Source organism: Nocardia sp. NPDC058633, assembly GCF_042717045.1.
Lineage (GTDB): Bacteria > Actinomycetota > Actinomycetes > Mycobacteriales > Mycobacteriaceae > Nocardia.
Map to the genome: position 1 here is coordinate 293,548 of NZ_JBHXRA010000006.1, position 13,376 is coordinate 306,923.

16 protein-coding genes are annotated in these 13,376 nt (G+C 66.9%); 11 read left to right on the forward strand and 5 right to left on the reverse strand.

The window, feature by feature from the left end; translation table 11 throughout:
* Positions 1–21 precede the first annotated feature (21 nt).
* The 4 genes from grpE to ACFWUR_RS10280 all read left to right on the forward strand — a co-directional run bounded on the left by grpE (position 22) and on the right by ACFWUR_RS10280 (position 4,051).
* Positions 22–567: a nucleotide exchange factor GrpE gene (grpE, locus tag ACFWUR_RS10265; RefSeq protein WP_378905045.1), complete on the forward strand. Its 546-nt coding sequence runs from the start codon at positions 22–24 to the stop codon at positions 565–567.
* Between the two features lie 24 nt (positions 568–591).
* Complete coding sequence (gene dnaJ / locus ACFWUR_RS10270; protein ID WP_378904871.1) at positions 592–1,788, forward strand: molecular chaperone DnaJ; 1,197 nt, start codon at positions 592–594, stop codon at positions 1,786–1,788.
* 128 nt (positions 1,789–1,916) lie between these two features.
* Positions 1,917–2,264: a heat shock protein transcriptional repressor HspR gene (locus ACFWUR_RS10275; RefSeq protein WP_378905048.1), complete on the forward strand. Its 348-nt coding sequence runs from the start codon at positions 1,917–1,919 to the stop codon at positions 2,262–2,264.
* Positions 2,265–2,881: 617 nt separating this feature from the next.
* Positions 2,882–4,051 carry an FAD-binding oxidoreductase gene (locus ACFWUR_RS10280; protein WP_378904874.1) on the forward strand — a complete coding sequence of 390 codons (1,170 nt, stop codon included), beginning with the start codon at positions 2,882–2,884 and terminating at the stop codon, positions 4,049–4,051.
* Positions 4,052–4,109: 58 nt separating this feature from the next.
* Here the strand turns inward: ACFWUR_RS10280 and ACFWUR_RS10285 are convergent, their stop codons facing one another.
* Positions 4,110–4,871 carry an FAD-binding oxidoreductase gene (locus ACFWUR_RS10285; RefSeq protein WP_378904877.1) on the reverse strand — a complete coding sequence of 254 codons (762 nt, stop codon included), beginning with the start codon at positions 4,869–4,871 and terminating at the stop codon, positions 4,110–4,112.
* Between the two features lie 29 nt (positions 4,872–4,900).
* Positions 4,901–6,058: an FAD-binding oxidoreductase gene (locus tag ACFWUR_RS10290; RefSeq protein ID WP_378904880.1), complete on the reverse strand. Its 1,158-nt coding sequence runs from the start codon at positions 6,056–6,058 to the stop codon at positions 4,901–4,903.
* Positions 6,059–6,283: 225 nt separating this feature from the next.
* Here ACFWUR_RS10290 and ACFWUR_RS10295 point away from each other — a divergent pair, with 225 nt between their 5' ends.
* The gene (locus ACFWUR_RS10295) at positions 6,284–6,862 is read left to right on the forward strand and encodes a DapH/DapD/GlmU-related protein (protein WP_378904883.1); all 579 of its coding nucleotides are present in this window, start codon (positions 6,284–6,286) and stop codon (positions 6,860–6,862) included.
* Between the two features lie 49 nt (positions 6,863–6,911).
* On the opposite strand, the gene ACFWUR_RS10300 is transcribed toward ACFWUR_RS10295, so the two are convergent.
* Positions 6,912–7,346: a MarR family winged helix-turn-helix transcriptional regulator gene (locus ACFWUR_RS10300; protein ID WP_378904887.1), complete on the reverse strand. Its 435-nt coding sequence runs from the start codon at positions 7,344–7,346 to the stop codon at positions 6,912–6,914.
* Positions 7,347–7,420: 74 nt separating this feature from the next.
* Here ACFWUR_RS10300 and ACFWUR_RS10305 point away from each other — a divergent pair, with 74 nt between their 5' ends.
* Complete coding sequence (locus ACFWUR_RS10305; RefSeq protein WP_378904890.1) at positions 7,421–8,050, forward strand: maleylpyruvate isomerase family mycothiol-dependent enzyme; 630 nt, start codon at positions 7,421–7,423, stop codon at positions 8,048–8,050.
* 7 nt (positions 8,051–8,057) lie between these two features.
* Here ACFWUR_RS10305 and ACFWUR_RS10310 read toward each other — a convergent pair whose 3' ends face one another.
* On the reverse strand, positions 8,058–8,423 hold the full coding sequence (locus ACFWUR_RS10310) for a hypothetical protein (protein ID WP_378904893.1): 366 nt from the start codon (positions 8,421–8,423) through the stop codon (positions 8,058–8,060).
* A gap of 88 nt (positions 8,424–8,511) precedes the next feature.
* Between ACFWUR_RS10310 and ACFWUR_RS10315 the strand changes: the two genes are divergently transcribed.
* Genes ACFWUR_RS10315 through ACFWUR_RS10330 form a run of 4 tightly spaced genes read left to right on the forward strand, consistent with a single transcriptional unit; the run spans position 8,512 to position 11,544 of the window.
* Positions 8,512–9,036: a DUF3558 domain-containing protein gene (locus tag ACFWUR_RS10315; protein ID WP_378904895.1), complete on the forward strand. Its 525-nt coding sequence runs from the start codon at positions 8,512–8,514 to the stop codon at positions 9,034–9,036.
* Positions 9,037–9,053: 17 nt separating this feature from the next.
* Complete coding sequence (locus tag ACFWUR_RS10320; RefSeq protein ID WP_378904898.1) at positions 9,054–9,431, forward strand: hypothetical protein; 378 nt, start codon at positions 9,054–9,056, stop codon at positions 9,429–9,431.
* 1 nt (position 9,432) lies between these two features.
* Positions 9,433–10,752, forward strand: a complete 1,320-nt coding sequence (locus ACFWUR_RS10325; protein WP_378904901.1) for a hypothetical protein — start codon at positions 9,433–9,435, stop codon at positions 10,750–10,752.
* A gap of 33 nt (positions 10,753–10,785) precedes the next feature.
* On the forward strand, positions 10,786–11,544 hold the full coding sequence (locus tag ACFWUR_RS10330) for an ESX secretion-associated protein EspG (protein WP_378904904.1): 759 nt from the start codon (positions 10,786–10,788) through the stop codon (positions 11,542–11,544).
* 29 nt (positions 11,545–11,573) lie between these two features.
* On the opposite strand, the gene ACFWUR_RS10335 is transcribed toward ACFWUR_RS10330, so the two are convergent.
* Positions 11,574–12,350 (reverse strand): helix-turn-helix domain-containing protein, encoded by a 777-nt coding sequence (locus tag ACFWUR_RS10335; protein ID WP_378904907.1) that lies wholly within the window; start codon positions 12,348–12,350, stop codon positions 11,574–11,576.
* 62 nt (positions 12,351–12,412) lie between these two features.
* On the opposite strand from ACFWUR_RS10335, the gene ACFWUR_RS10340 reads away from it, so the two are divergent.
* Complete coding sequence (locus ACFWUR_RS10340; protein ID WP_378904910.1) at positions 12,413–13,306, forward strand: alpha/beta fold hydrolase; 894 nt, start codon at positions 12,413–12,415, stop codon at positions 13,304–13,306.
* Positions 13,307–13,376: the final 70 nt, after the last annotated feature.

Consider the following 13,376-nt stretch of genomic DNA (forward strand, 5'->3'; position numbering starts at 1 on the left):
GCGAACTCCTCGGAGCAGGAGTTGGTCGACGACATTCTGGAAGACACCGAGGACGAGAACGCGGAGGCCGCCCCGGCGGACTCCGCCCTCGACGCCGACGTTGTCGAGCCGGAGAACGACGAACTGGCCGAGCGCACCGCCGACCTGCAGCGGTTGACCGCGGAATACGCGAACTACCGCCGCCGCGTCGAACGCGACCGCCAGGCCAACATCGATGCCGCCAAGGCGTCGGTGGTCACCGAATTGCTCGCGGTGCTGGACGATCTGGATCGGGCGAGGGCGCACGGCGACCTCGACGCAGGCCCGCTGAAGTCCGTCGCCGACAAGCTCGAGACCGCGCTCACCAAGCAGGGTCTCGTCGAATTCGGTGCCACCGGTGACCCGTTCGATCCCACGCTGCACGAGGCAGTGCAGCACGAGGGTTCGGGCGCCGATCCGGTGATCGGCATCGTCATGCGCAAGGGCTATCGGTTCGGCGACCGGGTGCTTCGGCACGCGCTGGTCGGGGTAACCGATGCCGAGGCCGCGGGGGCATCGGACTCGGATGCCGGCGACAACAGTCAATAAGAACGCGAGAGGAGGAGATGCCCGGTGAGCCAACGGGAGTGGATCGAGAAGGACTTCTACAAGGAGCTGGGTGTCTCCTCCGGCGCCTCGCAGGACGAGATCAAGAAGGCCTACCGCAAGCTCGCCCGCGACCTGCATCCGGACTCCAACCCGGGTGACACCAAGGCCGAGGAGCGGTTCAAGTCCGTCAGCGAGGCCAACGCCGTGCTGTCGGATCCGGCCAAGCGCAAGGAGTACGACGAGACGCGCCGCATGTTCGCGGGCGGCGGCGGTGGCGGGCGAGCCTATGGCGGTGGCGGGTTCACTCCCGGTGCCGGTGGCGGCTTCTCGCAGGACTTCAATATCGGTGACATCTTCGGTCAGGCCGGTGGCACCGGCGCCGCGGGCGACGGCGGGCTCGGCGATCTGCTGGGCGGGCTGTTCAACCGGGGTGGCGGCGGTGGCCGGGCGGCGGCTCGTCCGCGTCGCGGCTCCGATGTGGAGACCGAGACAACGCTGGGTTTCCGCGAGGCCGCCCAGGGTGTCACCGTCCCGCTGCGGATGACCAGCCCGTCGCCGTGCACCACCTGTCACGGCAGCGGCGCCAAGCCGGGCACCAGCCCGCGCGTGTGCCCGCACTGCAACGGTGCGGGTGTGGTCAGCCGAAATCAGGGCGCGTTCGGTTTCAGCGAGCCCTGCGACGACTGTCGTGGCACCGGGTCGATCATCGACGACCCGTGCACCGACTGCTCGGGCACCGGTATCCAGAACCGCACCCGCACCATCACGGTCCGGATTCCTCCCGGCGTCAGTGATGGGCAGAAGATCCGGCTGGCCGGTCAGGGTGAGGCGGGTCTGCGCGGTGCGCCCTCGGGCGACCTGTATGTCACCGTGCACGTCAGCCAGGACAAGGTCTTCGGCAGGCAGGGCGACGACCTCACCCTGGTGCTCCCGGTGAGCTACAGCGAATTGGTTCTGGGGACAACGGTTTCCGTGCCGACGCTGGACGGCAGAGTCGGTGTGAAGGTGCCCCCGGGCACCGCCGACGGGCGTATCCTGCGGGTCCGTGGTCGCGGTGTGCCCAAGCGCGGTGCGGCGGGCGGTGCCGGCGATCTGTTGGTCACGGTGAAGGTCGCGGTGCCGCAGTCGCTCGACTCCGACGCCACCGATGCGCTCAAGCGCTATCAGGAGGCGGAGAAGGCCAGCGGTTTCGAACCGCGTGCGGGATGGGCTGGTGCGTGATGTCCTTGCGCATCGAGCTCGGCGCCCGGAGGAGGTAGCGCAGCGTGACCACGGAGGGCATAGGGAGAGGCGCGGATAGCCCGGATCCGAAGTCCGTTTCGGGTGCCGCCGCGCGTGCCGAGTTCTTCATGATCTCGGTCGCGGCTCAGCTGGCGGGTATGCACGCGCAGACGTTGCGTACCTACGACCGGCTGGGTTTGGTCACCCCGCAACGGACCTCGGGTGGCGGGCGACGCTACTCGGCCCGCGACGTCGAGGTGCTGCGCGAGGTGCAGCGCCTGTCGCAGGACGAGGGCGTCAATCTCGCCGGCATCAAGCGCATCATCGAACTCACCAATCAGGTGGAGGCGTTGCAGCAGCGCGTCGAGGAGATGAGCGCGGAGCTGGAGCGGTTGCGGGCGGGCTACCGGCCCGATCTGTCGCCGCCGGCGCGCAGTACCGCGCTCGTGGTGTGGCAGCCACGGCATCGGCGCTGAGTCGCCTTCGAGTCCGACGAGCCTCCGGTTCGATATCCGCCGCGGTGGATGTCGAACCGGAGGCTCGCTCGTCTCCGGTCAACCCCCGGCGACCGGCCAGTCACTCTCCAGCAACCTACTTATTCATGATCTTGCTGATCGGAAGTATCGTTGCGGCGCGCTGAGGTGCGGATTTATCACCGTGGACGTCCAAAAGATTGCTGCGCGGATGCTGAATTCGGATCAATCGGAAGCCATTTCGCTGATCCGGACCAGCCACTCCGATGCCCCCACCCCGCGTGTCATGGCTCGGCGCGTCGGATCGCGGCGCGCTGTCGTTGTAGCGGAAGGGTCGCTCTACCAGGCACGTTGGGGGTCGAGGGCCCGATATAGGGGGCGCTGTGCGGAATCTCGAGCAGGTGTTCACCCGCATTTAACGGTCTACAGGTATGTTTTCATGGGAAACTACTGGGAACCGCCTGGTATTTTGATAATTACATGCGTGATGTTTAAGAGTACGATTCCGAAGCTGGCAAACCTCGCCTAGACTTCTCGCATCGGCTGCTGACGAGTGTCCTCCCAGCCCGTCACTCGCCGGCGCGGCTAGCGTTCGATGGCGAAACGAGGTTGTGACACATATGGATTCGCGGACTATCGCTTTGATCCGTACTACGTTCAAGGCGGTTGCTGCGGAAGAGGGTGGACCCGAGAAGCTGTCGAGGTCGTTCTACTCGATCCTGTTCACGGACTATCCCGCTGTCCGCGACTACTTCCCGGCCGCCATGGATTCCCAGCGTGACCGCCTCGTCTCGGCGATCTCCTACGCACTCGACCGGCTCGAGGAACCCGACAAGCTGCTGCCGTTCCTGGCCCAGCTCGGCCGTGACCACCGCAAGTACGGCGTGCAACCGGCCCACTATGTGGCGGTGGCCAATTCGCTGAAGTCGGCGATGCGGCTGTTCGCGGGTGCGGAGATGTGGACCGACGAGGTCGCCACCGCGTGGGACGAGGGCCTGGCCACCATCAGTGGCGCGATGATCAGCGCCGCCGACAAGGAGACGACACCGGCTTCCTGGACGGGCACCGTGGTCGAACATCGCGAGGTACTACGCAATCTCTCGATCGTTCGGCTCCAGCTCGAGCAGCCGATGCAATACGCCGCCGGTCAGTACCTCAGCGTGCAGATCCCCTCGCGGCCACGGATGTGGCGTTACCTCTCGCCCGCGAACCCGGCCAATGCCAACGGCGAGATCGAGTTCCACGTCCGCGGGGTGCTCGGCGGCTGGGTCAGTCCCGCCATGGTCGCCCACACCGCCGTCGGCGATCAGTGGCTACTCGGCCCGCCCCTCGGCGGCCTCGGCGTGCCGCGCAACACCAAACGCAAGATGTTGATGGTCGGCTGCGGCACCGGCATCGCGCCCCTGCGCGCCCAGGTCATGGCGATGGCCCAGCGTCGAGTCAACCCCAAGGTCCACCTGTTCGTCGGCGGCCACCACCCCTGCGACCTCTACGACCTCCAGGTGCTGAGCCAGCTCGCCATCGCCAACAAATGGCTCACCGTCACCCCCGTCACCGAAAGTGACGAAAACCCCTGGTGGTACTACGACTCCGGCGACCCCCACCCCGAGCTCCCCGGCCTCGAACCCCGCATGACAGGCCAGATCGGCAAGGTGGTGGCCAGCTACGGCCCGTGGGCAGACCGCGACGTCCAGATAGTCGGCTCGCCGTCGATGGTCCAAACCACCAAGTTCCGCCTGATGGCAGCGGGCACCCAAGCCCAGTCGATCCGCCACGACCCACTGTTCTGAGAGTCGGCCGATCAGGCGGGCTTCGACTCCTGGAAGCTCACCGAACTCAACGCGCCGATCAGCAGGCGCCTTCGGAGATGATGTTCGCCGGGGGAGTTCCTGATGCGATCAGACGGTCGACGGTGGTGCCGACCATCGCGGGGGAGCCGCAGACCAGGACCTGGTGTTCGGTGAACGGTCCGTGGGCGGCGGCAACGTCGGCGAGGGTGCCGTGGAGCATTTCGTCCGGACCGAAGCCCACATCGGAGCGGGTCTGCTCGTGCCATTCGTCGCGCACCGAGGAGTCGTCCGGACTCTCGACAACGGGTATGACGGACAGCCATGGCAGTTCGCCCGCCAGCAGGAACAGCATGTCGTTGGCGTAGAGGTCGCGCGGGGAGCGGCCGCCGAAGAACAGGTAGGTGCGCGGCGGAGTCTCGCGGCGGGCCAGGTCCAGGATCTGGGCGCGCATCGGCGCCAGGCCGGTACCGCCGGCGATCATCACCACCTCGACCGCGTCTGGATCGACCGCGAAAACCCCATGCGGGGCGTGGATTCGCCACTGATCACCGGGTTTGGTGTCGGCGACGATGGAACTCGAACACCACCCGCCGGGCACCGTCCGCACATGGAACTCGAGCTTGCCGTCCAGCGAGGGCGGCAGGGCGGGGGAGAACCGCCGCCGCACCCCGGGATGCTGCGGCACCTCCACCTCCACCGACCCGCCCGCTTCGAACGGCACGAAGTCACCGATCAGCCGGATCACGGCCAGGTCGTGGCGCAGGCGGTGGTGGCCGACGACGGTAGCCGTCCATGCGGGGTCGGGAAATGCGTTGCTCATCAGCCTCTTTCGCGAAGAGAAGGGCGGGTTCAGACAGGGTCGGCGGCGATGATCTCACTCGGGGTACCGGCCCGCAGGAGCGCGTGACGGGTGTTGGCGATCATCGACGGCGATCCCGCGATCTGGATCTGGCGGTCCGACCACGCGCCGAAGCTGGTCACCACCGCTCCCAGGTTACCGACCAGGCGCCGCGGCATGCCGGGCGGCGTCTGGCCCGAATCCTGGGGATACCACCAGGGATTGGCGCGTTCCTCGCACACCGGCACCACGGTCAGCCACGGATTGGATTGCGAGAGCTGCCACATGTTGTCCACGTCGTAGAGGTCGCCGGGATACCGCCCGCCGGTGAAGAAGTGCACGCGCGGATTGATCCCGCGCTGACTCATCTCGATCAGCTGCGCCCGCAACGGCGCGATGCCGGTGCCGGACCCGATCATCAGCACATCGCGTCCCGACTCCCGGTCCACGTGCAACCCGCCGAGTGGCCCGGCGATCTTCCACCGATCCCCGACCTTGGTGTCGTTGACGATCGCCGGACTCACCCAGCCGCCGCTGATCCGCCGCACATGGAATTCGATCTCGCCATACGGGTTCGCGGGGATGGCGGGGGAGAAGTATCGCCACATGTTCGGTCGTTGCGGCACCGCGACCGGCACATACTGCCCGGCTTTGAACGGAATGGGCCCGTCTGCCTGCAAGCGCACGATCGCCAGATCGTCGAGCACCCGCCGGTGCCCCACCACGGTCGCGTCCCAGTACGGCTGCGAGGTGTCCTCGTTGGCGCCGATCGCCATCGACGCCGAGATCAGCAGCGTGATGTCGCGCCAGCCCTCGTCGAGTTCTCTGGTCCAGCGGTTGCCGTGGTAGGTGCGCAGCGCCGCGAGCAGCGCGCGTCCGGCCATGTCGTAGTGGTCGGCTTCGACCCCGTACTTGCGATGGTCGCGGGCCAGTTGCTCGAGGAAGCGTTGGGCGCGCTCGAAGTCCTCGAGATGGTCGAGCACGAACTGCACGGCCGTCGTGATCCGTTTGGCCTGCATGTCCATGGCAGGCGGGAACAGCTCACGCAACCTCGGGTCCTGTGCGAACAGGTGGCCGTAGAAAGCGCTGATCAGCCGCTCGGACCCACCGGGTGTCTCCGACACCCCGCGGAAATCGGCGCGGACCAGCGCAAGCGAACGCGCATCCACGTCGTCAGGCTCCGTTTCTCTGCAATTGCCGCAATGGTGCTCACCCGTCGGTGGCGCCGTCCCCAGTATCCCCCGAAACCGCCGTCTCGGTGCAGGGATGCTCATCACGCCGTTCCCAGCCGCACGGATCCTAAACCGCCCGCCACCGATCAGCACGCTGTCCCCTTCATCGATACGCGTCGGTGATCTTGTGAGCCGCGGTGGCGGGTGCGTGAGAATCGGGAGATGGCGAGCGACAACTTCATGGCGATTCACGATCCCGAACTCCTGGCCCGGGGTGAGCGGGTTCTCGGGGCCGAGTTCACGGCGATGCACGAGCGGGTTCTGCAGGTCAGCGCGTTGACCTCCCGGCTCAACGTGTTGGCCTTCGACGACACCGCAGGGAAGGCGACGCTGCTCGAACAGATCCTCGGTCGGCCGCTTCCGTCGGGTCTCACGATCTACCCGCCCTTCTATACCGATCACGGGCTGAACCTGGACCTGGCCGAGCAGGTGTTCATCAATCAGGGCTGCACGTTTCTCGATTACGCCGGAATCCGGTTGGGCAGGGGCGTGATGGTCGGCCCGAAAGCCACCTTCATCACCATGGGCCATCCGGTCGACCCGGAGGAACGGCGCCGATTCCTCACCGGTGCGCCGATCGATGTCGCGGAGAACGTGTGGATCGGCGCGGGCGCGATGATCCTGCCCGGCGTCAGCATCGGACGTGACGCTGTGATCGCCGCGGGTGCGGTCGTCGCCGACGATGTTCCGGCGAACAGCCTGGTCACCGGCGCCAAGGCGACGGTGCGGCGAAGCTGGTAGCGCGGTGTTCGGTTCCGCCGGTGAGGTCCCGGAACCCGCCCGGTAGGCCTCAGGCGTACGGATCGGTGACGTCGCGAAGGGCGGTGAGTGTTTTCCGAAGGTCGGCCGCGGCTCGTCGTCCCAGGTGGGCCACCCATTCGGACTGGACCTCGTCGGCGGTGCGGTCGGCGAGGTCGGCGGCGGCACGGCCGGTGGGGGTGAGGCGCAGCAGGCGGGCGCGGCCGTCGGTGGGGTCGGCGACGCGCTCGAGATAGCCGGCGCGCACGAGTTGGTCGGCGAGGGTGCTCGCGGTCTGCTTGGTGACTTGGGCTTGGGCGGCGAGGTCGGTGAGGCGGGTGCCGTCGGGACCGATCCGGGCGACCAGGCGGGCCTTGGCCGGGGTGAGTTCGGCGTGACCGCCCGCGCTGAGGGCGGCGAATACCCGGCGCTCCATCTCCCGGTACGGGACGAACAGGAGCACACCCAGGTTGAGCTCGTCGCTCATGCTCTCCTCCTTGTTTCGGTCAGTCTATCTGACTATATTGGTCAGAGACACTGACTATTATTCGGAGGTCGATCATGGATCGCGAGCAGCAGTGGCAGGTCATCGAACAGCAGCGCCGTGCCGTCGCCGACCTACTCGACGACCTCACCCCCGCCGAATGGGAGTCGCCGTCGCTGTGCGCGGGCTGGCGGGTGCGCGATGTGGCCGCGCACCTGGCGATGGCGCCACAGCCGCCCGGGCCTGCCGCGATGGCCTGGATGGGGATCCGGGCGGGCGGCCGTTTCCATCGCATGAACCACGATGTCGCGGTGCGGTATTCGGATCGCCCCGACCTGGCAGGGGAGATCCGCGCGCACGCGGCGTCGCGTCGGCTGCCTGCTGTGACCAATTACCGCAACATCTACTTCGACGTGATCGTCCACGCCCAGGACATCGCCCGCCCGCTCGGGCGCACCATCGACGTGACCCCCCGCGCGGCCGCCGTTGCCGCGCAACGGGTGTGGACGATGGGCTGGCCCTTCTGGGCGAAACGTCACCTGCGCGGACTGCACCTCGCCGCCGACGACATCGAATGGTCGACGGGCGCGGGTATACCGGTGCACGGCCCGATTCTCGACCTCCTACTGGCGATGACCGGCAGATCGGCCGCTGTCGCGAACCTGCACGGCCCTGGCGTAGCGGCACTGCCGCCCAGCCTGCGCTGAGACCGCGTCAGCCCGCGACCATCCGCACCGCCGCCTGGCGCGCCTGCTCGTCGACCTCTCCGATCTCGAACCCCTTGCCGACGATGTGCTGGACCAGTGCGGGGTCCGGCGGCAGTCCGTACTTGCGCAGGTAGTAGGGGACAGCGCCCGGCCAGACGAACGCGCCGTCGGTGTGGAAGTTCAACGGCACGGCGCGCTGGGTGGGGTCGAACTCGTCGGCGTCGTGGCCGCGGGCGCTCAGAATCACCGGCGCGTGCTCGAGATAGGAGAGCACCTGATCTTGGATATCGGAGTCCACCGCCGACCGGTTCACCACCGGTTTGCCCTTGGGATCACGCCCGTCGAACGGCGTCGAAAGTCGTAGTTCGCTCATGATCGGACAACCTACGCGGCCCCGGCTCGAGTCGGCTCCCCGTGCTAATGTGCCTGGTCAAGGCAGTGCTCGGGCGGAAGGGGTGGGGATGAAACGCGCAGGTACGGCGATGGTGATTGCCGGTTTGGCGGTTGTCGGACTGGTCGGGTGTGACTCGGGGGAGTCGACGTCGAAGGGGACGACGACCACGGCCAAGCCGGTTCTGTGGAATCCGTGCACGGAGATTTCCGATGCGGCGTTGACGGAGGCCGGGGTGGATCCGGCGACGGAGGAGAAGGGTGTTGCGGGGGTCCCGCAGTCGGGGTGGGAGATCTGTGGATGGGAGGGGCCTACGTTCGCCATAACCGTCTACTCCACGAACAAAACCGCGGATGAGTTCGAAACAAAGCCGGGCAACGTTGATTTCCGCGACGTCACGATCGCGGGGCGGCCTGGACGGGAGTTCCGGGTCGAGGGCGCATCGAAGCAGCTCGATTGTGACGTCGTGTTCCCTGCGGGTCAGGGCGTCGTCCAATTGCAGGTCCTGAACCGCGCGAGCCTGGACGGGCTGACTGATCCCTGCATATCTCTGGCGCGGGTAGGGGAGACTCTCGCGCCGACATTTCCGAAGTGACCGGGGAGGGCACATAGATGACAGGCACGTCGCCGTATTCACAGCTGCTGGGGCAGGTCCGCTCTGGTGAGGTCTATCTGAACAGCGAGGATGCGGCCTTCCACATGTACAAGGCCTGCGACAAGCGAATCGCCGACCTCGATTCACTCCGCGGCGCCACCCGTCGAGCGCAGGCTGTCAGCGGATTCGGCGACTTCCAGATCGCCAGGGACCTCGAGAGAAAGTTCCTTTTGCAGGCGACCGGCGACGAGAACTCGATCGACAACGTCATCATGAAAGACATCGAGGCCGTGAAAGAGCTCCGCGAGGTTTTCGCGATCTCCTTCAAACGCATCGCAGGCAAAGACATCGAAAACGCCAACGCCCTCGACTACGTCGCAGGCCAGGTGAGCTGACGTGACCGGTTTCCACAGCATCAACGGCCTCGACCTCCTCGGCGGCCTCCGAAACTTCGTCACCTCCCCGTTCTCCGGTGACGACAACGAACTCGACAGCTCCGAGATCGCCGACATCCAGGACAGGTACAACTCGCAGCGAGACGGCAACCGGAAGAAGGCGGGCGACCTCGGGTTCGACGGCGAGTACCACCCCACGGTGGTGACGAGGAACGACAGTTTTCCGGGAACTGTCGCGCAACTGCGCGCCAAGGTCGACAAGATCGATCTCGATGCCGTCAACGACCTGATCGGCGCGTGGAACGAAATCTCCACCCGCAACAGCACTTCCCTCGACGAGTTCCGCAAGCAGATAGCCCGGGGCATGTCGCCCGACGTCTGGGCGGGTGCGGCGGCGAACGCGGCAGCGCAGACCGTCGCGGCATACGACACCACGGGCAAGAAGGTCTCCACCGCGGCCGCGCTCACCAGCACGAAACTGGACGAACTACGCACCGGTCTCGAGCCGACGAAACGTCTCGTCCCGCACGAGCCCGAGCATCGCAGCGGTCTGGACAACGTCGGTGCGCTGTTCACCGGCCGTGGGTGGCGCAATGACGATGTCGCACAGGAGAACGCGCGCGTGGAGGCGGTGCGCATCCTCCAAACCGTCTACGCACCGGTGATCTACGAGTCCGACACCAAGGTCCCGGTGATTCCCATCCCGAAGACCATCGACAACGGCGGCGGTGACCCCGAAATCACCGGAACCACCACCCAACCCACGGACAAGGGCTCGACAACGCAGCCCACCACCCAACCCACGACAACCCCCACGACCCCCGCGTCGACCACTCCTACCACCGACCCGGGCGGCGACACCGACACCGACACCGACGACTCGACAGACGTTTCGACGACTCCCGAATCGACCACTCCCCAGTCGACGGACCCGAGCTCGACGACCCCCGCCTCGACCACCCCGAGTTCGACCGTGCCCGGTACGGGCTCGCCGTCCGGATCACCCAGTGGCGCAGGCTCTCCCGGGGCCGGGTCGCCGGGCTCGGGCACACCCGGCGCGGGAACTCCGGGCGGTGCGGTTCCCGGAAGTCCCATGGCGGCCGGCACCGCCGCGGGCCGCGGAACCGGCGCGGGTTCCGGCACCGCGGGTCGATCCGGCATGCCCGGCATGATGAGCCCCGGCGCGGGCAAGGGCGGCGGCAAGGACGACGAATCGACCAAGGCAATCCCCGACTACCTCATCACTCAGGAACACGGTGACGAGCTCACCGGTCTGGACTCCCTGCCCAAGATGGTCCCGCCCGTCATCGGCGCCGACTAGTCGCCAATCCTGATGGAACAGAGTAGATCTCCCGTGCGTACCTGGCATCTCACCGCTTTAGATTTCCGCACCCTGTGGGAAGCCGCCGGTCGCGACGTGCTCCCGTATCCCCTGCACCATCGCCACACCGATGTCGAAACCCAGGCCGAGGTGCTGCGCCTGCGCAGCAAGGCCGCCGAGAACCTGATGGCCGAATTCGACAGCGATCTCGACCGCGCCATGGCCGCCCTGCTCGCCCCGCACGCCCGCGTCGAGGTCGCGGGCGCGTCCAAGAACGTGAAAACGATTCGAGCCCACGGCGGCACCCGCGACACCTACGCTTCCCTCGCTGTCCAAGCCCCCGGCGACGAGAACAACCCCGGCGACATCACCCTGCACCTCTTCGATCCCGAAGCCCTGGCCGCTGCCGTCCTGTCCACCCTGCCCAAGGTCGCCCCCGGAAAAGGTCGCGAAATCCGCGTCACCGCGGCAGAACTCGCGGCTCCTCGCTCGCACGTTCGCGACCGCTGGAACCCCACGCCCCGCGAACAACTCGAATCCTTCCTGGCCAAACCCACCACCACCCTCACCCACATCGGCGTCTACGCCCACGCCAGCGTCGACAACCGCCACACCGAAGGCCGCGACGACTTCCAACTCCACGACATCCCCGGCGACGGCCGCTACGTCTTCTACGGCGAAACCACCTTCATAGCCAAACCCACCACCCCCACCCGAATCCGAGCCACCCTCGCCGCCATCCTCACCACCACGGCCACCAAGGCCCGCACCGGCGCCTACCTCCCGCGCTGAGACCTTCGACGCGTCCGCTGGACGGGATGTCAGTCCAGGACGGTGATTCGTGCGCCGGCGCCGAGAAGGTCACTGGCGTTGAGCCCGCACATGGCGTGAAAGGTGTCACTGAAGTGTGACGGGCTGGCGAATCCGCCATCGGCCGCGGCGGTGGTGAGGTCGGTGCCCTTGGCGACCGCGCGGCCGACGGCGAGCATCCGCGCCCAGATCCGGTAGCGGCGGAACGTGGTGCCCGCGTGGTCGGCGAACAGGTGCAGCAGGCGGGATTTCGACAGGTTCACTTCGCCGGCGAGTTGGTCCGCGGTGATCGTTCCGGTCGCGTGGGCACGCACGATCGCGGTGGCGGCGGCGATTCTCGGATCGAGTGAGATCTGGCCGGGACCACACGCGAGGTCCATCACCTCGGTGGGGTCGAGGCAGTCGCGGTCGGCGAGGCCGATCAGAGCGGTTTCCCGGTTGTGGTCGATGCCGAACTCGTGCACGCGCGCCGTCATGTGATCCCAGCAGGAGTGTGCGCGCGGTGACCCAGGGTCGATGTAGCAGAACAACATTCGAGTTCCCTGCGCGACTACCTGATGGAGAGTGCGCGGAGGGATCAACGCGCTGCGCACGGTGCGCTGACCGAACGAATCGGCGTGCAGGGTGAACGGGGCATCGACGCCGACAGCCAGGCAGTGCACCGACCCCGAATGGTGGTCCAGGCGCAGCGAAGGCCCGCGATAGACCGCGTGTCCGATCCACAACCACACGTCCGCGCGCGGCGCTGCCGACGGGTAGCACGTTTCTGGAAGCGATCGCTCACCCACGCCCGCCATGCTTGCACGAGTCGACCGAAACGAATCGCGTATCAATCGAAAAGGAACCCGTGATGAGTGTTGTCACCGAGCTCGGCGCATCACGCCTCGTGCAGCTGCCGCAGGGCGCGATCCGGATCTACGAACGCGGCAAGGGCGAGACGGTGCTGTTCGTGCACGGCCTGGTCGCCAACGCCGCGGCGTGGCGGAAAGTCGTTCCACGACTGGCCGATTCGTATCGGTGTATCACGGCCGACTGGCCTTTCGGAGCGCACCGGATCCCGATGGCCGCCGATGCGGATCTGACCCCGCTCGGCATCGCCCACACCATCGCCGACGTGCTCGAAGCGCTCGATCTCGAGCACGTGACTCTGGTCGGCAACGACGGCGGCGGCATGCTCTCCCAGCTCGTCGTGGCCCACCGCCCCGAACGAATCGCCCGGCTGGTCCTGACTCCGTGCGATGCCTACGAGAACTTCCCGCCGCCACTGTTCGAGTACATGTGCTGGATGGCCCGCACGCCAGGCGCGGGAACGCTCATGGGCCGCCTCCTGCGCATCCCCACCGTTCGGCACGCCTGTGCGCGCTCGCGATTCGGATTCGGCGGACTGACCCGCCATCCGATCAGCAGCGAACTGATCGACCACTACCTGCACGGAATGACACACGAGCGGGGCGTCGTGCGCGACTGTCTCGCATTCCTTCGCGCGGTCGACAACAAGTACACACTCGACGCCGCCGCCCGCTTCGCGTCGTGCGCACTGCCAGTTCTCATCGCATGGGCCGAAGACGACAGGTTCTTCCCCTACGCCCACGCGAAACGCCTCGCAGCGGACTTCCCGAACGCCCGCCTCGAATCGATCACGGACTCGCTGACTTGGGTGGCCGAAGACCAACCCAACCGCACGGCTGCCCTGATCGCGCAGTTCATCAGCTCCACACCGATCCACGTCGATCATCCCGGGTAGACGGATCGGACCCCCATCGAACCGCAGGCGACCGCGGCGAGAGCCTGCGGGACCTCTAGCAGTTCATGGT